The organism is Nocardiopsis salina YIM 90010 (assembly GCF_000341025.1).
Taxonomy (GTDB): domain Bacteria; phylum Actinomycetota; class Actinomycetes; order Streptosporangiales; family Streptosporangiaceae; genus Nocardiopsis; species Nocardiopsis salina.
Genome location: NZ_ANBF01000149.1, coordinates 11,701 through 33,995 on the forward strand (window position 1 = coordinate 11,701; position 22,295 = coordinate 33,995).

A 22,295-nucleotide genomic window follows, 5' to 3' on the forward strand; every position below is an offset into this window, starting at 1 on the left:
CTTCGTTGGTGACCGGTAGGAGACACATGAATCACGTTCCGTCACCGGACCGCACACGCCGCGGCCCGTCCCGCACCCCCCGCCCCCGACGTGAGCGTACGTGGTTGGCCTCAGCCGCCTTCGCCGCCGTCCCCCTGGTGTCCCTGGCCCCGGTCGGAGCCCCCGCGGCCCACGCCGACGTGGTCCCCGGACCCGGCTCCGAGGAGCTCGTCGAACGCATCGAGGAGGCCCTCGACGACCCGGCCCTGGAGGGCGCCACCTCCGGTGTGCTCGTGGAGGACCCCGACACCGGCGAGGTCCTCCACGGCGACGAGACCGGAACCCCGTTGCTGCCCGCCTCCAACATGAAGATGTTCACCGCCGCTGCGGCCCTGGAGGCCCTCGGCCCCGACCACACCTTCGAGACCCGGGTGGTGGCCGAGAACCGCGACGGTGCCCCGGCCTCGGTCGAGGACCTCCACCTGGTCGGCGGCGGGGACCCGACCCTGTCCGCGGGCGACATCGACACTCTGGCTGCCGAGGTGGCCGACGCCGGCGTCGAGACCGTCGAGGGCGACCTGCTCGCCGACGACAGCCGCTTCGACGGGCAGCGACTGGTCGACGACTGGTGGGAGGAGGACGAACCCTTCGCCTACGGTGCGCAGATCTCCGCGCTCACCGTCGCCCACGGGGACCGCTTCGACACCGGTGTCACCGCCGTCGCCGTCGAACCCGCCGACGAGGGTGAGGCCGTCACGGTCGACCTCGGTGCCGCCGACGGTTACGCCGAGATCGACAACAGCGCCGAGACCGGTGCACCCGGCAGTGAGGACACTCTCCGGATCGACCGGCCCACCGGCACGAACACCATCGAGGTCACGGGCTCCCTGCCCGCTGACGCCGGTCCGGTCGAGGAACTGCGCACCGTCGACGAGCCCGCCGGCCTGGCCGGGCACCTGTTCGCCGTCGCGCTGGAGGAACACGGCGTCGAAGTGCAGGGCGGCCTCCAGTACGGGCAGCTGCCGGGCGACTGGGACGACCCCCTGGACCTGGCCGGTCACACCTCGCCCGAACTGGCCGAGGTTCTGGTGCCGTTCATGAAGTTCAGCAACAACGCCCACGCGGAGATGCTCGTCAAGGAGATGGGCCGGGAGGCCTCCGGCGAGGGCAGTTGGGAGGCCGGGCTCGCCGAGCTCGGGTCCGTCCTCGACGACATCGGTGTGGACACCGCGGGGCTCGAGCTCAACGACGGTTCCGGGCTCTCGCGCAGCAACCTCGTCACCGCATCGACGGTGAGTGATCTGCTCGTCCAGGCCCGCGGCACCGAATGGTCCGACAACTTCCGCGCCTCTCTGCCGGTGGCCGGGGACGAGGACCCGTTCGTGGGAGGAACGCTGTCCGAGCGAATGACCGAAAGCGCCGCCGAGGGGGTCCTGGCCGCCAAGACCGGAACGCTGTCCGGGGTGAGCGCGCTGTCCGGGTACGTGCCCGCGCCCGACGGCGGCGAGCTCGTCTTCAGCATCGTCAACAACGGGCACGAGGGTTCGGCCCCCACCCACGTGCAGGACGCCATCGGCATCGCCGTGGCCGAGCACCTGGGCCACGAGGCCGACTCCGGTACGGCACCGCTGCGCGCGGGGGAGTCCCCCGGCGGTGGGACCGAGTGCTCGTGGTCGGGCACCTGCTGACCGGCGGTCCCCGCTGAGGCGGGAACGACCCGATCGGGCCCCGGGAGGCCGGAAACCCTCCGGTGATCCGGGGCCCGACGTGTTCCCGGATGAGGGGGCCGGGGCGGCGTTCCCGTGGTTGTCCACAGGTGGGAAAACCCGGCTGCTGCTCCGAGAAAGGGGCTGGCAGTCTGGAGACGGAGGAGACACCGACCCCTGACCTGCCGAACCCCGGTCGGCCCTCCGGTTCACCCCCCTCCTGCGCCCCCGACAGGGGTGCGACACCACCCGGAAGGCACGTATGGCTATGCCCGACATCGGCGCGTGGATAGGTCAGCTCCTGTCCGTCCTCGTCTTCGTCCCGATCCTGCTCCTGCTGGGGTTCCTGGCCGGCCGCATGATGGGCGTGCCCTTCAGCGTGCCGCGCCTGGTGTTCTCCGGCACCGTCGGCATGCTTCTGGGCAGCGTGCTGTCGGTGGTTCTCTACTACGGCTCGTTCGAGGCGGCCAACGAACAGGGCGACGCCTACGAACCCGCGTTCGTGGCCGTGGTGCACGTGGTCATGGCCGCCCTTGCGATGCTCGTCCTCGTGGCGACCGAACTGGTCGTTCCGCGCGGCACCCGCGTGCGGCCGGTGGCGATGGCGCTGGCGATCAAGGACTGGGTCGGCCGTGTGCGCCGCTACCGCACAATCACATGGATCCTCGCCCGCCACGGCCTGTGGGGTTACGTCGGCGGGGGCCGCGAAGGAGGGGAGGACGCCTCCACCCAGCGCCGCCTCGCCCGCTCGCTGGCGCGCTCCTTCGAGGAGGCCGGGGTCGTCTTCGTCAAGCTCGGCCAGGTGCTCGCCACACGCCGGGACCTGCTGCCGCCGGTCTTCGTCGAGGAGCTCGGCCGCCTGCACAGCGAGGTCGCGCCCGTGCCCTTCGACGCTGTGCGCACCCGCATCGAGGACGAGCTCGGCCGCCCCCTGGACGACCTCTTTGCCGAGTTCGAGCCCGTCCCGCTGGCCGCCGCTTCCATCGGTCAGGCACACGCAGCCCGCCTGCACACCGGGGAGCAGGTCGTGGTGAAGGTGCAGCGCCCCGGCATCGCCCCCGTCGTCGAACGCGACCTCGACATCATCGGCCGGCTCGCGCGCCGCTTCGACGAGCACACCGACTGGGGTCCGGCGATCGGTGTCGTGGACCTGGCCGACGGGTTCGCCGAGGCACTGCGCGAGGAACTCGACTTCGAGGTCGAGGCGGCCAACATCGCCGCCATGGCCGAGGCCTCCGCGGCCTCGCCCGTGCGCATCCCCGGGGTACACGAGGCCTGGACGAGCCGGCGAGTGCTGGTCATGGAGCGCTTCCACGGAACACCCATCGGGTCGGTCGACCCTGCACGCATGGACGGGGACCGCGTCGCACACGGGCTCCTGCAGTGCTTGCTCGACCAGGTTCTGATCAAGGGGATCTTCCACGCCGACCCGCATCCAGGCAACATCTTCCTGCTCGACACCGGCGAGGTGGGGCTGCTCGACCACGGCTCCGTGGGGCGTTTGGACGGGCACACCCGTGAGGCGCTGCAGCTGATGATGCTGGCCATCGACCGCGCGGACGCCGTGCTGCTCACCGACACGCTCCTGGACGTGGCCACAGACGCCGACGGGGTGGACGCCGAACGGTTGCGGCGTGCGCTGGGGCAGTTCATGGTGCGCTACCTCAACACGGGCACGGGCGCGCACGCGCGTATGTTCACCGAGCTGCTGCTCGTCGTCACGCGCTTCGGGCTGGCGCTGCCGGGGGAGTTGGTGGCGGTCTTCCGGGCACTGGCGACGGTGGAGGGCACCCTCGTGCGCCTGTCCCCGGGGTTCGACGCGGTCGCGGAGGCCAAGCGTTTCGTGAGCGCACGGGTGGCCGAGCGGGTCAACCCCGAGGACCTGCGGGACATGGCGCTGGGGGAGGTCGTGGCGATGCTGCCGACCCTGCGCCGGCTGCCGCGCCGCATCGACCGCATCACCGACCAGCTGCACCGGGGCCGGTTCACCGTGCAGGTGCGCCCCTTCGCCCACCCCGACGACCGGCGCATGGTGCGGGACATGGTGACGCGGGTGGTGCTCATGGTGCTGACGGTGGTCACGGGGCTCATGTCCGTGGGCTTGTTCATCGCCACGGACGGGTCGCAGACCGCGTGGGCGGAGATGTCGATCCAGGCGCAGGTGCTGGACGCGGGTGCATGGGTGCTGTTGGGGACGGCGGCGCTGATGATGCTGCGCCTGTTGGTCGGGGTGGCGCGGGACAACACCGACCGAAGACGCTGAGCCCCGCGGGATCAGTGGCGCGGGGCCGTCCCCAGCCTGTGGACAACTTCTCCTTCGGGCGACTCGATTCACAACCTCAACCTACCGTCCGTTAGGTAGCCTGGGGATGCACCCCACCACGACCATCAGGAGCACCGCCATGACCGGGGAACCATCGGACGTACGGACCGAAGAACGCGAGCACCTCGCCGCGACCCTCGACCGCCTCGAGGCCAAGATCGCGGCGCTCACCGAGACGCTCGGATCCCACGACACCGACTACCGCGGCCTCAAGGCCTACATGGCCGAGAACCGGGGCGAGCTCGACCCCGCGGAGATGTACCAGAACGAGCTGATCCTCGACGGCATCGACGCCCGGGGTGCCCACGCCATGCGTGCGCGAGCGGCTGGAGACCATGCGCGGCTCGCCCTACTTCGCGCGCCTCGACTTCACCCCGGACACCGCCGCCGGGGCGGAGGCGCACTACATCGGCCGCCAGGGCCTGCAGGACGCCGAGGGAACCGCGGTCGTGGACTGGCGCACCCCGCTCGGCGGCATGTTCTACGAGTCCGAGCCCGGACCGGCCGCCTACGAGGCGCCCTCCGGCGAGATCGGCGGGCGGATCGAACGCAAGCGCCAGATCAAGGTCAAGGGCGGCAAGCTCCGGTTCGCCGTCGACACCGCCGAGGCGATCCGTGACGAGATCCTGCTGGAGGAGATCGGGCGCACCAGCGACGCCCACATGCGCTCGATCATCTCCACGATCCAGCGCGACCAGAACGCCATCATCCGCAACGAGTCGGACAGCACCCTGCTGATCCAGGGGGTCGCCGGCTCCGGGAAGACCTCGATCGCCTTGCACCGCATCGCCTACCTGTTGTTCCGGCTGCGCGGGCGGCTGCAGGCGCACAACATCGCGATCGTCTCGCCCAACGGCCTCTTCGCCGAGTACGTCTCCGAGGTGCTGCCGGAACTGGGCGAGGAACCCGTCGTCCCCCTCGACCTCGAGAGCATCGCCCGCACCCGGCTGGCCGAGCACCGCATGGACTTCACCGCCCCCGTCGACCCGGTCGAACCCGGGGACGGGGCCGCGCACGAGCGCGCTCGCGCCAAGGCGACCCTCGCCTTCCACCAGTGGCTGGAACGCGCGGTGACCGAGGCCGTGGAGGACAGCTTCGTCGCCCGTGACCTGCGGGTGCGCACGTTCCGGGTGGACGCCGAGGACCTGTGCACCCGGTTCGCCGCCCTGTCGCACGTCCCGCTCAGGGCCCGGCTGCGCTCCATGGCCGAGCACCTGTGCGCCGCCGCCCGCCTCGAGGACCCCACGGCAGCGTTCCCGCCCAAACCCGGGGAGGTGAACAAGGAGCTCACCGCGATGCTGAAGGTCAAGACCGCGCGAGCGCTGTACCGGGACCTGTACCGGCGCCCCGACGCCCCGGCCGCGTTCCGGGCTCCGTCCGCGAAGACCCTGGAGTGGGGGGACGTCTACCCGTTCCTGTTCGTGGCCGCACGCTTCCACGGGAGTGCACCGGACCAGGAGATCCAGCACCTGGTGATCGACGAGGTGCAGGACCACTCGCCGACCCAGTGCGCGGTGCTCCAGCAGCTGTACCGGTGCAACATGACCGTGCTCGGTGACGTCGCCCAGGCGCTGGGCAACACCGAGGACTACACCCCGGGTTCGCTCGGCGGGCTCTTCCGCGACGCCCGGGTCATGAAGCTGACCCGCAGCTACCGGTCCACGGCCGAGATCATGCGGTTCGCCTGCGGGATCCGGGGCGACGAAGTCACCACGATCGACCGCCATGGCGACGAACCCGAAGTGCTGGGCTTCGACACCGGGGCGGCCGAGGCCGGGTGGCTCGCCGACGAGATCGCCCGCTTCCGCTCGGCCGGCGGCGGTCGGCTCGCGATCATCACACGCTCGCACGCCCAGGCGCGGGCGCTCCACGGTGAGTTGGCGGAGAAGGTCGAGGACCTCACCCTGGCGAGCGCCGATTCACGCGGGATCCTCGGCCACGACGTCACGGTCCTGCCCGTGGGCCTGGCCAAGGGGCTGGAGTTCGACGAGGTCGTCGTCGCCCGCGCCTCCGCAGAGGAGTACGCGGCCGACGCCGACCGGTCGCTGCTCTACATCGCCTGCACCCGCGCACTGCACCGGCTCACGGTGACCCACCCTGGCCGCCCGAGCCCGCACCTGCCCGTCTGACCCCGGCTGAGCTCCGGGCGGGCGCGGCGGGCGTGTGCGGGGGCGTGGCACACGCCCGCCACGGGGCCGTCAGGAGCCCAGGTAGGCGACCCACCCGCCGTACCCGGTGATGTCGGGGGCGCCCTCGGCGGCGGAGGCCTCGCACCCGAACCCGACGACGGTGGATCCGTCCGCCAGGGTGACCGCGCCGAGCGACATGGGAGAGGGCAGCTCCGCGAGGAAGCTTCCCAGCGCGGCGGGGGACAGGCGCCAGACTTCGCACGCCAGCCGGTGTCCGTCCTCGGTGACCCGTTGCAGGCCCGGCTTGGGCGGGATCGTGGGCAGCGCGACCATCCGGTAGTCGGCGCTGGTCTCCGCCGCGCGCAGGAACCGGGCGCCGCGCGCGGTGAGCTGGTGGTTGAGCGGCTGCCCGCGCAGGTGAGCGCCGAAGACCGCCAGCTCCACTCCGGGCGCGAGCAGGCCGGGGCCCGGTTCGTCGCCGGTGAGGACGGCGGCGAGGTCCAGCCCGATCTGGTCCTCGAAGGCGCGGGTGACGACACTGACCCCGAACTCGAGCCCGTCCGCCTGCCCGGCGGGCACGGCGACCGCCGCCATGTCGAGCAGGTTCACGAAGTTGGTGTACGTGCCCAGGCGCGAGTTGGCGACCACGGGGTCGGCGTCGACCTCCGCGCGGGTCGGGTGCCCGACGGTGGTGGGCAGAAGCAGCGCGTCGCAGCCGTGCAACAACCGCTCGGCGACCACCCGGTACTCGGCGAGGCGGGCCTGGTCGACGGCGAGCGCGGCGGCGGGGATCCCCTCCGCGTCGAGCACGATGCCGGCGACGGTCGGGTCGGTCCCGGGTGCGTCCCGGTGTTTGTCGAGGAACGCGCCGACGGCGGCGTGGCGTTCGGCGACGAGCGCACCGTCGTAGAGCAGCCGCGCCGCCTCCAGCAGGGGCGCGATGTCCACCTCGGTGACGATCGCCCCGGAGCGTGCGAGGTTGTCCACAGCCCTGTGGAAAACTTCGCGCTCCGCGTCGCTCAGCGGGGCCAGCCCGTCGGGGTCGGGGACCGCCACCTGCGCGGGCGCGCCCGGGGCCAACCGCAGGTCAGAGGGTGCTCCGCGGCTCGACGGGTCACCCGGCTCGGGCCCGGCCATCACCGCCATGGCGCGCTCGCTGGCCGCCAGGTCGGGCGCGAAGACGGTCACGCAATCGTAGGGCCGGGCGGCCGGAACCACACCGTCGGTCGGGACCAGACCCAGCGTCGGTTTGAGCCCCACGATGCCGTGCAGCGCCGCCGGGACCCGGCCCGACCCCGCGGTGTCCGTGCCCAGCGCGATGTCGGCCACGCCCAGTGCCACCGCGACCGCCGAACCGGAGCTCGACCCGCCCGAGACCCGCTCGGGCCGGAACGCGTGGCGCACCTGCCCGTACGGGCTGCGCGTGCCCACGAGTCCGGTCGCGAACTGGTCGAGGTTGGTCTTGCCGAGCACGAGCGCCCCGGCCTCCACCAGGCGCCGCACAGTGGGCGCGCTCTCCTGCGGGGTGTACACGAAGTCGGGGTGCCCGGCGGTCGTGGGCAGCCCGGCCACGTCGATGTTGTCCTTGACCGCCACGAGCGTCCCGGCCAGCGGCAGGGGGCGNCGCCCCTCCAGCTGCTCGGCGAGGGCGACCACGTCCTCCTCCGGGCGCAGGTGGATCCAGACCTCGGGCCGGTCGGCCTCGCGCAGGCGGCGGTAGGCGGCGCGGACCCGTTCCACGGGGGTGTGCATCAGGCGTCCTCTTCTCGGGTCAGGACGGCCACGGCGCCGCCCGGGTCCAGCTGCTGTCCGGGTTCGACGAGCACCTCGGAGACCGTGCCCGCGGAGGGTGCGCGCACGACCACCTCCAGCTTCATCGCCTCCAGACGGGCGATCGGGTCGCCCTCGGCCACGGTCGTACCCGGCTCGACCTCGACGGTCCACACCGAGGCCGACAGCGACGACTCCACGAGAGCGGCGCCGTCGGGAAGGTCGAGGGCGGCGGGCACCACCGGTTCCGGTTCCGGCTTGTCGTCGAACTCCCCGGCGGCCTCCCACCGCTTGCGCTCCTCCTCGAACGCGGCAGCTTGGCGCTCGCGGAACGCCGAGATCGAGGCGGCGTTCTCCTCCAGGAACCTCTCGTGGTCGGCGAGCACGAACTCGCCCTCGGTCACCTCCAGCTCGTGCCGGCCCGCGAGCAGGTCGGCGCGGATGTCCATGAGCTCGTCCGGCTCGACGGGGTACCAGGTGAGCTGGTCGAAGAAGCGCAGCAGCCACGGGGTTCCGGGTTCGAACGCCCCGTACTGGCGCAGCCCCGACCAGATCGGCACGCTCCGGCCGATGAGCTGGTACCCGCCCGGACTCTCCATCCCGTACACGCACAGGTAGGCGCCGCCGATACCGACACCGGCCTCGGGGGTCCACGTGCGGGCCGGGCTGTACTTGGTGGTGACCAGGCGGTGGCGCGGGTCCAGGGGTGTGGCGGCGGGCGCGCCCAGGTAGACGTCGCCCAGGCCCAGCACCAGGTAAGAGGCGTCGAAGACGGTCCGGCGCACGTCGTCGACGTGGTCGAGGCCGTTGATGCGCCGGATGAACTCGATGTTGTCCGGGTTCCAGGGGGCGTCGTCGCGCACCCCCGCCTCGTACCGTGCGATCGCCTCGTGGATCGACGGGTCGTCGTAGGACATCGGGAGCCGCAGGGTCCGGCTCGGAACCCGCAGTTCGGAGGTGGGCGGCAGTTCCCGCTCGATCTCCTGCAGCATCCCGAGCAGCCGTCGCAGCGGCAGCACCCCGGGGTCGGTGTGCAGGTGCAGCGACCGCACACCCGGGGTGGTGTCGACGATCCCGGCGGGCGCGTGGCGCTCCAGGGCCTGCATGAGGGCGTGGACCCGCATGCGCAGCCCCAGGTCGAGCACCATCGGCCCGTACTCGACCATGAGGTTGTCGTGCCCGCTGCGCCGGTAGGTCACCTCGGGTGTGCCCGGGCCGGCGGGGACGCGGGCCAGGACCCCGTCGTCGCCGTCCGCGCCGCTGCTGCGCACCAGAGGCGCCGCGGTCGACTCGGTGTGCAGGCGTTCGGCGGCCTGTTCGGTGACGGGGTGGAACCGCACGGTGTCACCGGGGCGCAGCTGTGCGATCTTCCACCGTGCGCCGGTGACGACGGTGACCGGGCAGACGAACCCGCCCAGGCTCGGGCCGTCCGGGCCGAGCAGCACGGGGGTGTCGCCGGACAGGTTGACCGCGCCCACCGAGTACGCGGTGTCGTGCACGTTGGACGGATGCAGTCCGGCCTGCCCGCCGTCGGAACGCGCCCACCCCTGCTTCGGCCCGGACAGGCGCACACCGTTGCGGGCCGACTGCGGGTGGACCTTCCACTCCGCGGCGTAGAAGGCGGCCAGCCCCTCACGCGTGAGGAACTCGGGTGCGGCGTGCGGCCCCTCGGAGACCTCGATGTCCCAGTGCACGCCCGTCACACCCTCGACCGGCTCGGGGAACGCGGGACGATCGCTCTCGGGGACCGGGGCCGGAGCGGACTCGGGGACACGGCCGGGGCGCAGCACGTCCCCGGGCAGCAGGGCCCTGCCCGCATGGCCGCCGTACTCGCCCGCGGTGAACGTGGATGCGCTTCCCAGGTAGGACGGCACGTCGATACCGCCGCGCACCAGTACGTACGTGCGCATGCCTGGTCCGCGCGCCGGTCCCACGTCGATCAGGGCGCCGGCCGGGACCTCGACCGGTTCCCACTGTGCGACCGGTGAACCGTCGACGGTCACCCGGGCTGGTGCGCCGGTCACGCACACCGTCGTCGGGTGCGAGAACCGGAGGGAGGGGCCGTCGACGGTGCACTCCAGGCCCGCGGTGCCCTCCGGGTTGCCGAGCGCCGTGTTGCCCAGACGCAGCGCCTGGTCGTCCATCGCGCCCGACGGCGGTACGCCGACCTGCCAGTACCCGGTACGGCCGGGGAAGTCCTGGACCGTGGTGAGGGTGCCCGCGCGCTCCACCTCGATCCGGGGTTCCGGGTCGCTCACCCCGGCACACGTGGCGGTCGTGTGCTCGACCGCGTGCACGTCGTCGTGTCCGGCGAGCGCGCGCAGCAGCCCGAGGTTGGTCTGTACCCCGTCGACGCGCGTCCGGTCCAGGGCCCGGCCGAGGCGCTCCAACGCGGTGGAACGGTCCTCGGCCCCGACGATGATCTTGGCGAGCATCGGGTCGTAGTCGCTGGTCACCCGCTGCCCGGTCTCGGCCCAGCCGTCCACGCGCGCCCACTCGGGTGTCTCCACCCGGGTGAGCGGACCGGAGCTGGGCCGGAAATCGTGGGCGGGGTCCTCGGCGTAGACCCGGGCCTCGAAGGCGTGGCCGATCCGGGGCGGACCGTGGTCGGGCACGCCGGCGAGCACGTCCTCGCCGCGCGCCAGCCGCAGCATCCACGCGACCAGGTCGACCCCGGTGACCTCCTCGGTGACGGGGTGCTCCACCTGCAGCCGGGTGTTGACCTCCAGGAACGAGGCCTCACCCCGGTCCACGTCGTGGACGAACTCGACCGTGCCCGCACTGCGGTAGGACACACCGGCCAGGAGCGTGCGGGCCGTGCGGTGCAGTTGCTCGCGCACGTGCTGCGGCAGACCCGGCGCGGGCGCCTCCTCCACGACCTTCTGGTTGCGGCGCTGGAGCGTGCAGTCCCGGTCGCCGAGGCTGACGACCCGCCCGGCGCCGTCGCCGAAGACCTGCACCTCGATGTGGCGGGCACGGGTCACGAAGCGCTCCACGAAGACCCCGCCCCCACCGAAGTGGGTCTCTGCCATGCGGCTGACCCGGGCGAACGCCTCGCGCAGGGCGGTCTCGTCCCCGCACGGGCTTAACCCGATCCCGCCGCCCCCGGAGGTGGACTTGAGGATCACCGGGTACCCGATGCGGTCGGCGGCGGCCACCGCGGCGTCGGCGTCGGACAGGGGCTCGCTGCCCGGGACCATCGGGAGTCCCGCGGCGGAGGCGGCCTTGCGTGCGGTGTGCTTGTCGCCGAACTCCTCCAGGTGGTGGGGGCCGGGACCGACGAAGACCATGCCGGCGGTCTCGACGGCGTGCGCGAACTCCGCGCTCTCCGACAGGAACCCGTAACCGGGGTGGACGGCTCCCGCGCCGGTGTTCTCGGCCGCCAGGAGCAGGCGTTCGATGTCGAGGTAGCTCTCGGTGGCCGGCGCGGGGCCCAGGCGGACCGCCTCGTCGGCCATGCGGGTGTGGGGCGCCCCGGCGTCGGCGTCGGAGTACACGGCGACGGTGCGCAGGCCCAGGTCGCGTGCGGAACGGATGATGCGGCAGGCGATCTCGCCGCGGTTGGCGACGAGGACGGTGTCGAACACGGGGGTCTCCCTTGTCGTGCTGCTGGGGCCGTCAGAACACGTCGGTGTGCAGGGCCATGTGGGCGAGTGCGCTCTCGGCGCGTTCGAGGACCACCGCCATGGACGCGCCGACGTGCTCGTACATCGCCCTGTATGCGGCGTCGAGCTCGTCGGCGAGGAGGTGTTCGACGATGGCGATGTGCTCGTCGATGGTGGAACCGATGCGGTCGGCGGTCCGGAAGTCGTGCATGCGCACGCGCCGGATCCGGTGGTTGACCGAGATCAGCGCGTCGGTGAGGGCCCGGTTGCCGGAGGCGCGCGAGACGGCCGCGTGGTACTGCTCGTCCAGCAGCACGAAGGAGGGGTCCGGCTCGGGCGGGGAGGTGCGCAGCAGTTCCCAGCGTTCGAGCTCGGCGGCCAGGATCCTCCGGTCGTGGTGCACGCTCGGGTCCTCGATGGCGCGGGAGATGCCGCGCAGCTCGAGGGTGACCCGCAGTTCGTAGAGGTCGCGCAGTTCGGCCAGGTTGGGGACGGTGGCGTAGAAGCCGTTGTCGCGCCGTTCGACCAGACCGTCGGAGTGCAGGCGGGCCAGGGCCTCACGGACGGGGGTGCGGGAGACCCCGAAGCGTTCGGCGAGGCGGACCTCCCCCATACGGGTACGCGGGGCGATACGGCCGCTGAGGACCTCCTCGCGCAGCAGGACGTAGACCCGGTCCCGACGTGAGGTCGGGGCCTCGGCCCCCGGGGGAGCGTCCTGTGTATACATCGGTGTGTCCATGGGCCCCGACGCTAGGAAGCCCGTGTTTCCGACTCCGTTTCACCGCGTGAAGCGTCGGTTTCGCCGTGTTTCACGGGGTCGGACACGCCGAAGGGGCGCCCCGGAGAGGGTTCCGGGGCGCCCCTTCGTTGTGTGGCGCCGGCCTCTGGGACGGGCAGGGCCGCGCCGGTCTCCCGGGGGTGTCCGCCCTCCTGCGAGGTGCGCCCGGGTTGGTTCGGGCCGAAGGTCAGAGGCTCACACCGAGAGCCCAGCCAACGAGGGCGTACATGGTGCCCAGGATCAGGACCATGGCGAGCAGGTTGAGCCAGATCCCGCCCTTGAGCATCTGGGCGATGTTCACGTAGCCGGAGCCGAAGGCGATGGCGTTGGGCGGGGTCGCGACCGGGAGCATGAAGGCCATGCTGGCGGCGAGTACCGCGGGAACGATGAGCACGAGGATGTCGACGTCCATGCCGACCGCCACGCCGCCGAGGATCGGAAGGAACGTGGCCGCGGTCGCGGTGTTGCTGGTGAGCTCGGTCAGGGCCAGGACCAGTCCTGCGACCGCGAGGATGAGCACCCAGGTGGGAACACCGGCCAGGGCCGTGACCTGGCCTCCGATCCATTCGCTGAGACCCGAATCGGTGAACTGGGCCGAGATGGCCAGCCCGCCGCCGAAGAGCAGGAGGATGCCCCAGGGCAGCTTGATCGCGGTCTCCCAGTCGAGGAGCCGTGTGTGGCGGTCCACCGGGATGAGGAAGAGCACCACGGCGACGGCCATGGCGACGACGGCGTCCTCGATACTGGCCAGCCAGGGCAGAGCCCCGCCGATGCTCTCGGTCTCGGCGAGCATCGGGATGAAGATCCAGGAGAAGGCCGCAGAAGCGAACACGAGGAGGACGAGCTTCTCGCCGCGCCCCATCGGCCCCATCTTCTGCAGTTCGTCACGGATCAGCCCCTGTGCACCCTCGACCTTCTTGATCTGGGGGCGGAAGCAGAGCTTCACCAGGACGAACCAGGCGAGCAGCATGAAGACGACCGCGAGCGGAACGCCGACCTGCATCCACTGGCCGAACCCGATGGACATGTCGTGGGCGTCGTTGAGGTAGCCCACCATGAGCACGTTCGGCGGGGTACCGATGAGGGTTGCCACCGACCCGATGGAGGCCGAGTAGGCGATGCCGAGCATGAGCGCGGTCGCGAAGTTGGCGTCGGTCCGACCGTTGCGGAACTGCGCGATGAGTGTGACGACCGAGAGGCCGACGGGGAGCATCATCACGGCGGTGGCGGTGTTGCTGACCCACATCGAGATGAAGCCCGTGGCGATCATGAACCCGCCGACCAGGCCTGCCGTGTTGGAGCCGACCTTGGAGACGATCGTCAGCGCGATGCGCTTGTGGAGGTTCCACCTCTGCATGGCGAGGGCGAGCATGAAACCGCCCATGAACAGGAAGATGGTGTCGGATCCGTAGGAGGGGGCGACATCCTCCACCCCGACGCCGTCGAGCAGCACGGGGAACAGGACCAGCGGGAGCAACGAGGTCGCCGGGATCGGGATGGCCTCGGTGGCCCACCAGATGGCGATCCATGCAGTGACCGCCGCCACCGCCGCGCCGTTGGCGGAGAGGCCGGTCTCCCCGCCGCCGAGCTCCATCTGCATCTCGGGCAGAAGGGCGTACACGACAGCTGCCAGCAGGGGGCCGAGCACGAGTCCGATGAGTCTCGAGCGGGTCCAACCACCGTTGCTCGGCTGCCCGTCCTGTGTGGACGAGGACGCCTCCGGCGCCTCGGGACGAGTCTGGGTCGCCATCACAGTCCTCCTGGTCACGAGAGGCCGCAGGTGTCGTCTTGAAGCCCCTCCTGTGGAACCCGAGCCGCACCACACGTTTCTCTGCGGTTTCTCTCGGGTTACCTCCTTCTGACCCTGTGATCCTGGTTACTGGGTGATGATGTGTGCAACGCAACTGCGGAAGACTTGGGATTCTCCTGACATTGCGCCACCCAACGTGAGTGACCTGAGACACTTCGTTGCAGGGGGTGAACACGTCGGGCTCCCGAGCAAACCGTGTCTAAGCTGCACCTATGCACCTGAGTGGACCCAACCGCCGTGACGCGCTCCTGAACCTGGCCGGGGCGGCCGCTGCCCTCGGGGTGAGTGGATGCACACGCGGCCCGGCGTCCGGTCCCGGTGAACTCGTCGTGGCGACCGGGCCGCCCGGGGCCGTCTACCGCGAGATCGGATCCCGGATCGCGATGCTGCTCGACGAGGAACTCGACGGCACCGAGGTCGTCACTGTCGAGACCGGTGCCTCGCACGACAACCTCGTCCTGTTGGAGGGCGGTGAGGCCCACCTGGGGCTGGCCAACCTCGACTCGGTGCTCTCCACCGAGGCGGCCGAGGGCAGCGGGATCCGCGCGGTCGGGCGGCTGTACGACAGCTTCGTGCACCTGGTCGTCATGGGCGACTCCCCGGTGCAATCCATCGAGGACCTGGACGGCAGGCCGGTGTCGATCGGCGAGGTCAACTCCGGTACCGAGTTCACCGCGGAGCAGGTCCTCGCCGAGACCGGGGTGGGCGCCGATCCCGTGCGCCTGGACCAGGCGGCCTCGGCCGAGGCCCTGGCCTCGGGGGAGATCGACGCGATGTTCTCCCTGACGGGCCTGCCGACCCCCGCCATCGCCTCCCTCGCCGAGAACCACGATGTGCGGCTGATCGACCTGGCCGGAACCGCCGACCTCATGGTGGGGGTCCACCCGGACGCGTACTTCCCCGCGAACATCCCTGCGACCACCTACGAGGGCATCGCGGCCTGTCCGACCATGTCGATCCCGAACCTGCTGCTGTGCCGCACCGATCTGCCAGACGGCCTGGTCGTCCGCATCACCGACTCCGTCTACCGGGGTGCGGAGGCCCTCGCGGAGGAGCGGCCCGAGGCTGCGCAGATCAACGTGCGCACCGGCATCTCCACCGGCGTCGTGCCCCTGCACCCCGGCGCCGCCCAGTGGTACCGGGAGCACAAACCCGCCTGAACCGGTCGAGGCCGTACGCGGGTCAGGCGAGGCGCAGGCCCAGGCGTCCGCGGGTGGCGAGCACGAGCACGCCGGCGGCGGCGAGGACGAGCGCGACCTCGGTGACGCCTGCCGGGTCGTGGACGACCACCGCCTTCAGCCCCGAGGTGACGTTGACGGCGGCGTGCACGACGACCGCGGCGAGCACACCGCCGCGGGCGGAGTTGAAGACGTGGGCGAGCACGACCGTGAGGCCGACACAGAGCATCGTGTAGGCGGGGAAGGACATCTGCGACTGCATCGTGCCCGCCAACGAGAACAGGGGCGCGTGCCACACGGCCCAGACGATGCCGAGGACCACGTTCGCGCCGAGCGGGGAGAGCACCCCCTGCAGCCGGGGCTGGGCGAAGCCCCGCCAGCCGAGCTCCTCGTTGCCGCCGCCGACCAGGGCGATGACCAGGAACTGCACGGGCACGGTCATCAGCGCCGCGCGCAGCTCGGGCTCGTCGAGCTGCACGCTCCCCGTGTACACGGGCAGGGCCGCGGCCGCGGCGATGGCGACCAGGGCGAGCGCCCCGATCAAGTACGGGACGGGGCCGCCCCTGCGGCCGATCGAGTATCGCCGGAACAGCGCGCGGACCCCGGCGCCGCCCTGGGTGGCGGCGGTGACCACGACCGCGCCCACCATCGGGCCGAACCCGCCGGCGACGACGAACGGCATCGTGTCGTCCGCCGGGATCACGCGGGGCGCTGCCCACCACGCGGTCCAGGAGAAGGCGAAGGCGATCACGAGGAACGCGGTGAGTCCGTGGGGGTGCACGGCGGTCGTGCGCGCAGCGTCGGGGGCCTGCGCGGGGGAGGGGGTGTGAGGTCGCTGGGTGGAGGGTTCGTTGATCATGCGCATCAACATACACTGTTGGATAGCGTCATACAACGTATGAGTTCCTATGCTGGCGGTCATGAGCGACCCCGGATCCGAGCAGCAGTTCGACAGCGTCTTCCACCGGACGGAGCGCCGCCGTTCCCAGCCCTCCCTCACCCGCGACCGCATCGTCGAGGGCACCATCGCGCTGCTCGACCGCGACGGCGCCCGGGCGCTGACCATGCGCAAGGTCGCGACCGAGCTCGGCGTGCACGCGACGAGCCTGTACTGGTACGTCAAGCGGCGGGAGGACCTCGTCGACCTGGCCGTGGACGGGATCCTGGCGGAGGCCGCCGCTGGCCTCCCGGCCCCCGACGCCCCTTGGGACACCGCGATCAGGGACACCGCGCGCCGCTTCTACACGGCCCTGACCGCTCATGCCTGGGCAGCGGAGTTCGCCGGTTCCCGCCCGCTCATCGGCCCGAACGCGGTCGCCCTGGGGCGGCGGATCGTCGACGCGCTCCATGGCCTCGGCGGCGAGGAACAGCAGGCCGTTGCGATCCGCGCGGTCTCGAACCAGATCATCGGCGCGGCCACCTCCGCCGTCGCGATGCAGACCACGAAGGCGCACGCCTCGCACGAGCACGAGGCGACGCTGGCCACCGCGGTGTCGGAGCCGGACGGGCTCGCCGTCGAGCACACCTACTTCGACCAGGTCCTCGACCTGATCGTGGACGGCATCGCCGCACGCCACGCGTCGTGACGGGGCCTGGAACCCCGCGAGTGCGAGGTCCTGGGATCCGTGGCCGGGGCGGGCCGACGCCGCCATCGCCCGCATCCTCGTGGTGTCGGACACGGCGGTGCGCACACATCGGCTCGATCGTCACCGAGCGTGACCCGGATCCGCAGACGGGCGGGCACCGCCGTGCGCCGGCGGCCCTGGCCCACCTGGACCGCTGACCGGACCCCTCAGGCCGGCGGGAGCTCGATCAGTACACCGAAGCCGGGACGCTCGCCCTCCCCGATGCCGTCGGTCAGCGACAGCCGCCCGCCGCTGCCGTGCACGAGGTCGGCGACGATCGCGAGTCCGAGCCCGGTGCCCTCGGTGTTCTGGTGACGGGTCGAGCGCCAGAACCGGTCCAGGGCCGACTCGCGCTCCTCCTCCGGCAGTCCGCCGCCGTCGTCGAGCACCCACAGGTGCACGGGATCGCCCCCGCGAGCCCGTACCACGACCCGCGTCCCGCCCGAGAGGCGTGTCGCATTGCTGACCAGCTCGTCGAGGATGCTGCCGAGCCCGCCCGCGGGCGCGAGCGCACGCAGCCCTTCGGGTACGTCGGTCTCGACCTCGACACCGCGCGAGGAGCCCAGGGCGCGCCAGCGTTCCACACGCGTCTCGAGTACCTCCGACACGTCCACGGGTTCGGAACCGGTGATGCTCTCCAACCGGGTCGCCGCCAGCAGAGAGTTCAGCATCCTGTGCATGACGGTGGCCTCGTCCACGGCGATCGCATGGGCCTCCCGCGCCTCCTCGGTCCGCAGGTGCGGCGCGAGGTTCTCCACCGCGAGGCGCAGGCTCGCGAGAGGGTTCCGCAGCTGATGGGAGGCCTCGGAGACGAACGCGCGCTGGCGTTCCAGCGCGGCCTGCACGACCGAGACCATGGTGTTGAAGGAGTCGGTGAGGTGGCGCAGCTCGGGCGGTCCGCGTTCGGCGTCCGCGCGCACCTCCAGGTCGCCCGCCGAGACCGCCTCGGTGGCCTCGTCCAGGCGCCGGATCGGGCGCAGCACCCACCGGGACAGCGGCAGGGCGGCGGCGACGAGCAGGGCCAGCGGAACGAGTCCGCCGACGGCCGTCCAGACCCAGGCGTCGAGGACCTCCGAAGCCAGCCGGTCGGTGGGCGCGACCAGTACGACAGCCCCGGCGACCTCGCTGTCGCGGCCGACGGGTTCGACCACCACGAGCGGGTCGTCGCTCCAGGGCCACACGGCCTCCGGCGGCGGAGGACGCTCGCCGGCCAGGGCGGTGCGCACCTGCACGTCGATGGGCAGTGACTCCAACAGCTCGGCCGAGCGCTCGTCGTCCTCCGACCCGGCCACGACCCGGCCGTCAGGGGCGACCACCAGCACGGGGCTCGCGTACAGCTGCCGATAACGTTCCATCTCCTGGTCGAGCGCGGACAACCGTTCGGCCTCCAGCGCGCTCCGGGCGAGGGACGCGAACCGCCCGGCGTCGCCCGTGCGGTCGACGTAGGCCTCCTGTGTGCGCTGCTGGGCGGTCATCGTGCCGAGCGGTAGCAGGACCGCCACGACCAGCACCACGGCGAACGGCACGAGGATGACGAGCAGGCGCCGAAGCACGGTTCAGCCCCCGTCGAGGACGTAACCGACGCCCCGCACGGTACGGATGCGCACAGAGCCGCCCAGCTTGCCGCGCAGCGACGCCACGTGGGTGTCGAGGGTGCGCGAGGAGGCTTCCCAGGCGGTGCCCCAGACCTGGTCGAGGATCTGGTCGCGGGCCACCACCGACGGCGAACGCCCGGCGAGCAGGGCCAACAGGTCGAACTCCTTGCGGGCCAGACGTATCGGTTCGCCGTCCGCGGTCGCCGTGCGAGTGTCGGGGTGCACGACCACCTCTCCCACGCGGATCGGCGGCTCGGCCTCCACGGGTTCGGCGCGGGCGGGCCGGGTGCGGCGCAGAACCGCGTCGACGCGGGCGAGGAGTTCGGCGACCCCGAAGGGCTTGACAACGTAGTCGTCGGCGCCGGCGCGCAGCCCGCGCACCCGGTCGCGTTCCTCGCTGCGGGCGGTCACGGCGATGATGGCGGTCTGCGGCCGGCTTCGCAGGCGGCGCAGCAGCTCGATGCCGTCGGCGTCGGGCAGGCCGAGGTCGAGCAGGACGACGTCGGCAGGTGGGGCGCTGAGGGCGCGCTCGGCGGTGGCCACCCGCTGGACCTCGAACGAGGCCGACCGCAGGGCGGTCACCAGCCCCCGTGCGACCCGGTCGTCGTCCTCCACCACGAGAATGCGCATGAGCAGCATGGTAGGCAGATTCGGCGACCTGCGGAGGACACCCGGCCCGCGGGCCCCTCAGCCCCCGGCCTCGTCCCGGCGGTCCCACTCCATCTGCACGCGCAGGTTGCCCTCGGCGGACGAGCGGGCGATGATCGCGCCGGTCTCCGCGCCGAGCTTCACCCCGACGGTGACCCGTATCACGTCCGGGCCGAGGGCGGTGCCGAGCTCGTCCAGCGCGGCGCCCACCGCGCGCCGTACCGAGGAGAGCCGTTCGGTGAGCGTGCCGACCGCCTCCTCGATCCGGTCCCCGCCCGAGACCAGCTCGGTGCCGTGGGGATCGCCGTCGACCTCCACGTACACCTCGTCCTCCTCCGGCCCCTGGTCACCGATGCGCAGACGCACGAGTCGAGTCACGGCCTGTCTCCTTCCCGGGGGTGCCCCTGCCCGTAGCGGGCGTAGACGTCGACGGGGGAGCGGTACCGGCGTGCGACGGCGGCGCTCTCGACGGCGGGCAGCATCGCGTCGACCCACATCCGTGCTCCGGCGCCGGCCCGGGGAGTGCCGACGTGTTCGCCGTCGAGCATCCGGGCGAGGTCGTCGAACCAGGGGTCGCGGCCGTCCAGCACCCGCACGGCCAGGCGCAGCATCCGGCGGATCTCCGGTACCTGCCCGCCGAGCGCGAGCAGCCGGGCACGCACACCGTCACGGAAGTCCCACCGGACCTCCTCGCCCGGAGTCTCGTCCAGCACACCGTCGGCCAGGCGCACGAGCCCGCTGAAGAAGACCTCGGTGAGCTCGGAGGGCGAGGCCGCTCCCAACACGTCCCGGCACACCTCCGAGACCACGGCCGGGTGCAGTGGCACCGCCGCCAGCGACACCGCCAACTCGAACGCCTCCGGGCTGGCCGTGCGCCGGAACCGCAGCACCGCGTCCCCCTCGGGCACCTCCGGGTCGGCCCGCGCCCCGGGGTCGGGATACTCGGCGGCGTGCACCCACAGGCGCGCGCGGCTGCGCACCATCGTGAAGGACGCCCAGTCGTGCAGGGCGGCGGCGCGCAACGGCAGTACCGGGATCAGGGTTCCGCGTGGGCTCTCCTCCCCGACGGCGCCAGCACGGGTGCTCTCGCGCACGTATCCGGTGTTGGGACCGGCGGGGCTCGCCGGCCATGCCGCCCGGATGCGTGTCGGCACAGTGCGGATCGACCCGCGCCGCCACAACTGCGGGCGCAGCAGGTGGAGAACGGCCACCGCCCCGCCGCGTGCGGCTCGCGCCACCCAGTCCTGGAACCCGGCGTCGCCCCAGGCCGCCCCGAGCCCGTCGGTGACGATCAGGGTGACGTGTGGGCCGGTCTCTCCGGGCGGCCGCAGGTGCCGGGGGCGTCCGTCCGGGTCGGCGAGCAGGGGAGCACCGGGCCGCTGGGAGTCGAAACCGAGCAGGTCGACGGAGCGGAAGATGCCGCTGCGGCGCAGGAGGCGCGTGAGGTCCTGGGTTATCCCGCGCTGGAACAGCATGGATACCCCGGTGTCGGTGACCAGGGCCAGGCGCACGGTCCGCGCAGCCCCCGGGCGCAGCGCGGGCAGGACGGGCACCCCGGAGGAGCGTCGTTCCCCCGGTTCCCAGTGCGCGGTGTCCAGGAGTGCGCGGGCGTAGTTGCGGGCGGTGTCGGCGAGGTCGGGGTGCTCGGGGCGGCCGCGGGGGACCTTGAGACTGAACCGGCCGAATGCCGACAGGAGGGCGGAACGGTCCTCCAGGCGCTGGTGGGCGGGGTCGTCGATGGGCGCGGCGGGCACGGACGTCGGCCCTTCCGCCGGTCCGGGCGCCGGTTCGGGGGCCTCGGGCGCTGCGTTGTGCCGGCGCGGGACGGCGTCGGGCGACGCGGGGTCCGGTGGCAGGGGTTCGGTGAAGGGCAGGTGCGCCAGGTGGCCGTACCGCAGCCGGGAGGTGCCGTCCGCGGCCTGTTTCATGACCGCGGCCAGGTGCACGGCGTCGGCGAGGTCGGTGGCGTCGAGACCGTACTCGCCCAGCGGCAGGGGCTCCGGGCCGCCGCTCATCCTGGGGATTCCGTGAGCCGGTGCCAGAGGAGCTCGGCCAGGTGGTCGACCTGATCGGGCGTGGGCCCGCCCTCGTGGTCGAGCTGTCCGACCAGGTGCACGGCGTTGAGCAGTTGGTCGAGTGCGAGCTGGTCGCCGTGCACACCCGCATCGAGGAACTTGGTGACGAGATCCCGTGTACCGGTGGGAAGGTTGCCGTCGAAGTGCCCGGCGACCGCGGCCAGGAGCTCCTCCTCCCGGGGCAGCCCCATACGCACGGGGATGCACCGCCGCATGAAGGCGGGTGGGAGATCGCGGTCGTTGTTGCAGGTCAGAACCACGATGGGGAAGGCCGCGCACAGCACACGACCGCGCTCGACCGCGACCGAACGGCCCGGGTCGTCCGTGGCCACTCCTATGCTCTCGGCGACCCCGGCCAGGCGCGCGAGTTCGGGTACGTCGAAGCCGCCGCTCTCGAAGAGGTCGAGCAGGTCTCCCGACAGGTCGAAGTCGCCCAGGTCGAAGTCGTCGACGAGCAGGACCCGCGGCAGGTGTGCCGGCAGGAACGCCGTGCCCAGCGGGCCGAGAGTGAGATAGCGACCGATGGAGCGCGCGCTGCTGCCGAGCCGGTCGTCGCCCCCGTCGGGGGGTTCGTCGCCGGTGAGCCGCACGCGGGCGTTCTCCAGGTTGAGGTCGTGGATCTGGGTGAGCGGATCGTAGGAGTACAGCCCCTCGCGCACCGTCGACCGGCTCGTCACCGGCCACCGCAGCACCCGCCCGAGCTGGAGCTCCCGGGAGATCTGGTGGGCCAGGCTGGACTTGCCCACACCGGGTGGTCCCACCAGCAACAGGGGGCGCCGCAGGTGGATGGCGGCGTTGACCTTGTCGAGCAGGTCCTTGCGTTCGGGGCCGAGGGGGATGGCGAAACCCCGGGTGCGGGCCGGCCCCAGGTAACGGCCGCTGGTCTCGTCGTGGGGCGGGTCGGAGGGGTCAGGCCTCCCGCCGAAGGTCCGCCACTGTGGCGGGGGGGGGGGGNGGTGCGGGCGGGGTTGGCCCGTTCCGTGGAAGATCCACCACTCCGGCACGTCCGGCACGGGACCGGTCGACCCTGATTCGGCTGGTGTGGTCATGGGGGGTTGTCCTTCGAACCGCGCC

At 72.1% G+C, this 22,295-nt stretch carries 15 protein-coding genes; 5 read left to right on the top strand and 10 right to left on the bottom strand.

Annotation, left to right across the window (positions count from 1 at the left end):
- The first annotated feature begins 26 nt into the window (after positions 1-26).
- From dacB to D474_RS28990, 3 genes are all read left to right on the top strand, one after another.
- Complete coding sequence (gene dacB / locus D474_RS0116560) at positions 27-1,667, top strand: D-alanyl-D-alanine carboxypeptidase/D-alanyl-D-alanine endopeptidase (protein ID WP_026118554.1); 1,641 nt, start codon at positions 27-29, stop codon at positions 1,665-1,667.
- A 280-nt stretch (positions 1,668-1,947) separates the two neighbouring features.
- Positions 1,948-3,948: an ABC1 kinase family protein gene (locus D474_RS0116565; RefSeq protein ID WP_026118555.1), complete on the top strand. Its 2,001-nt coding sequence runs from the start codon at positions 1,948-1,950 to the stop codon at positions 3,946-3,948.
- Between the two features lie 374 nt (positions 3,949-4,322).
- Positions 4,323-6,137 (top strand): HelD family protein, encoded by a 1,815-nt coding sequence (locus D474_RS28990; protein WP_017614662.1) that lies wholly within the window; start codon positions 4,323-4,325, stop codon positions 6,135-6,137.
- Between the two features lie 69 nt (positions 6,138-6,206).
- Here D474_RS28990 and atzF read toward each other — a convergent pair whose 3' ends face one another.
- The 4 genes from atzF to D474_RS0116590 form a co-directional block, all read right to left on the bottom strand.
- The gene (atzF, locus tag D474_RS0116575; protein WP_017614663.1) at positions 6,207-7,889 is read right to left on the bottom strand and encodes an allophanate hydrolase; all 1,683 of its coding nucleotides are present in this window, start codon (positions 7,887-7,889) and stop codon (positions 6,207-6,209) included.
- Positions 7,889-11,494, bottom strand: coding sequence for an urea carboxylase (uca, locus tag D474_RS0116580; RefSeq protein WP_017614664.1), 3,606 nt, complete (start codon positions 11,492-11,494; stop codon positions 7,889-7,891). The genes atzF and uca overlap by 1 nt, the downstream gene beginning before the upstream one ends.
- Positions 11,495-11,525: 31 nt before the next feature.
- Complete coding sequence (locus D474_RS0116585) at positions 11,526-12,251, bottom strand: GntR family transcriptional regulator (protein WP_017614665.1); 726 nt, start codon at positions 12,249-12,251, stop codon at positions 11,526-11,528.
- Positions 12,252-12,477: 226 nt separating this feature from the next.
- On the bottom strand, positions 12,478-14,040 hold the full coding sequence (locus D474_RS0116590) for an SLC13 family permease (RefSeq protein ID WP_017614666.1): 1,563 nt from the start codon (positions 14,038-14,040) through the stop codon (positions 12,478-12,480).
- 272 nt (positions 14,041-14,312) lie between these two features.
- Between D474_RS0116590 and D474_RS0116595 the strand changes: the two genes are divergently transcribed.
- On the top strand, positions 14,313-15,260 hold the full coding sequence (locus D474_RS0116595) for a TAXI family TRAP transporter solute-binding subunit (protein ID WP_017614667.1): 948 nt from the start codon (positions 14,313-14,315) through the stop codon (positions 15,258-15,260).
- Positions 15,261-15,282: 22 nt separating this feature from the next.
- On the opposite strand, the gene D474_RS0116600 is transcribed toward D474_RS0116595, so the two are convergent.
- The gene (locus D474_RS0116600; protein ID WP_017614668.1) at positions 15,283-16,149 is read right to left on the bottom strand and encodes a CPBP family intramembrane glutamic endopeptidase; all 867 of its coding nucleotides are present in this window, start codon (positions 16,147-16,149) and stop codon (positions 15,283-15,285) included.
- 37 nt (positions 16,150-16,186) lie between these two features.
- On the opposite strand from D474_RS0116600, the gene D474_RS0116605 reads away from it, so the two are divergent.
- Complete coding sequence (locus D474_RS0116605) at positions 16,187-16,864, top strand: TetR/AcrR family transcriptional regulator C-terminal domain-containing protein (protein ID WP_017614669.1); 678 nt, start codon at positions 16,187-16,189, stop codon at positions 16,862-16,864.
- A gap of 206 nt (positions 16,865-17,070) precedes the next feature.
- Here the strand turns inward: D474_RS0116605 and D474_RS0116610 are convergent, their stop codons facing one another.
- Genes D474_RS0116610 through D474_RS0116630 form a run of 5 tightly spaced genes read right to left on the bottom strand, consistent with a single transcriptional unit; the run spans position 17,071 to position 22,270 of the window.
- Positions 17,071-18,456 (bottom strand): HAMP domain-containing sensor histidine kinase, encoded by a 1,386-nt coding sequence (locus D474_RS0116610; RefSeq protein ID WP_017614670.1) that lies wholly within the window; start codon positions 18,454-18,456, stop codon positions 17,071-17,073.
- A 3-nt stretch (positions 18,457-18,459) separates the two neighbouring features.
- On the bottom strand, positions 18,460-19,137 hold the full coding sequence (locus tag D474_RS0116615; protein ID WP_017614671.1) for a response regulator transcription factor: 678 nt from the start codon (positions 19,135-19,137) through the stop codon (positions 18,460-18,462).
- A 48-nt stretch (positions 19,138-19,185) separates the two neighbouring features.
- Positions 19,186-19,524, bottom strand: coding sequence for a CU044_2847 family protein (locus D474_RS0116620; RefSeq protein WP_040703764.1), 339 nt, complete (start codon positions 19,522-19,524; stop codon positions 19,186-19,188).
- Complete coding sequence (locus D474_RS0116625) at positions 19,521-21,161, bottom strand: SAV_2336 N-terminal domain-related protein (RefSeq protein ID WP_026118556.1); 1,641 nt, start codon at positions 21,159-21,161, stop codon at positions 19,521-19,523. Before D474_RS0116625 ends, D474_RS0116620 begins: the two co-directional genes overlap by 4 nt.
- Positions 21,158-22,270 (bottom strand): AAA family ATPase, encoded by a 1,113-nt coding sequence (locus tag D474_RS0116630; RefSeq protein ID WP_017614673.1) that lies wholly within the window; start codon positions 22,268-22,270, stop codon positions 21,158-21,160. Before D474_RS0116630 ends, D474_RS0116625 begins: the two co-directional genes overlap by 4 nt.
- Positions 22,271-22,295: the final 25 nt, after the last annotated feature.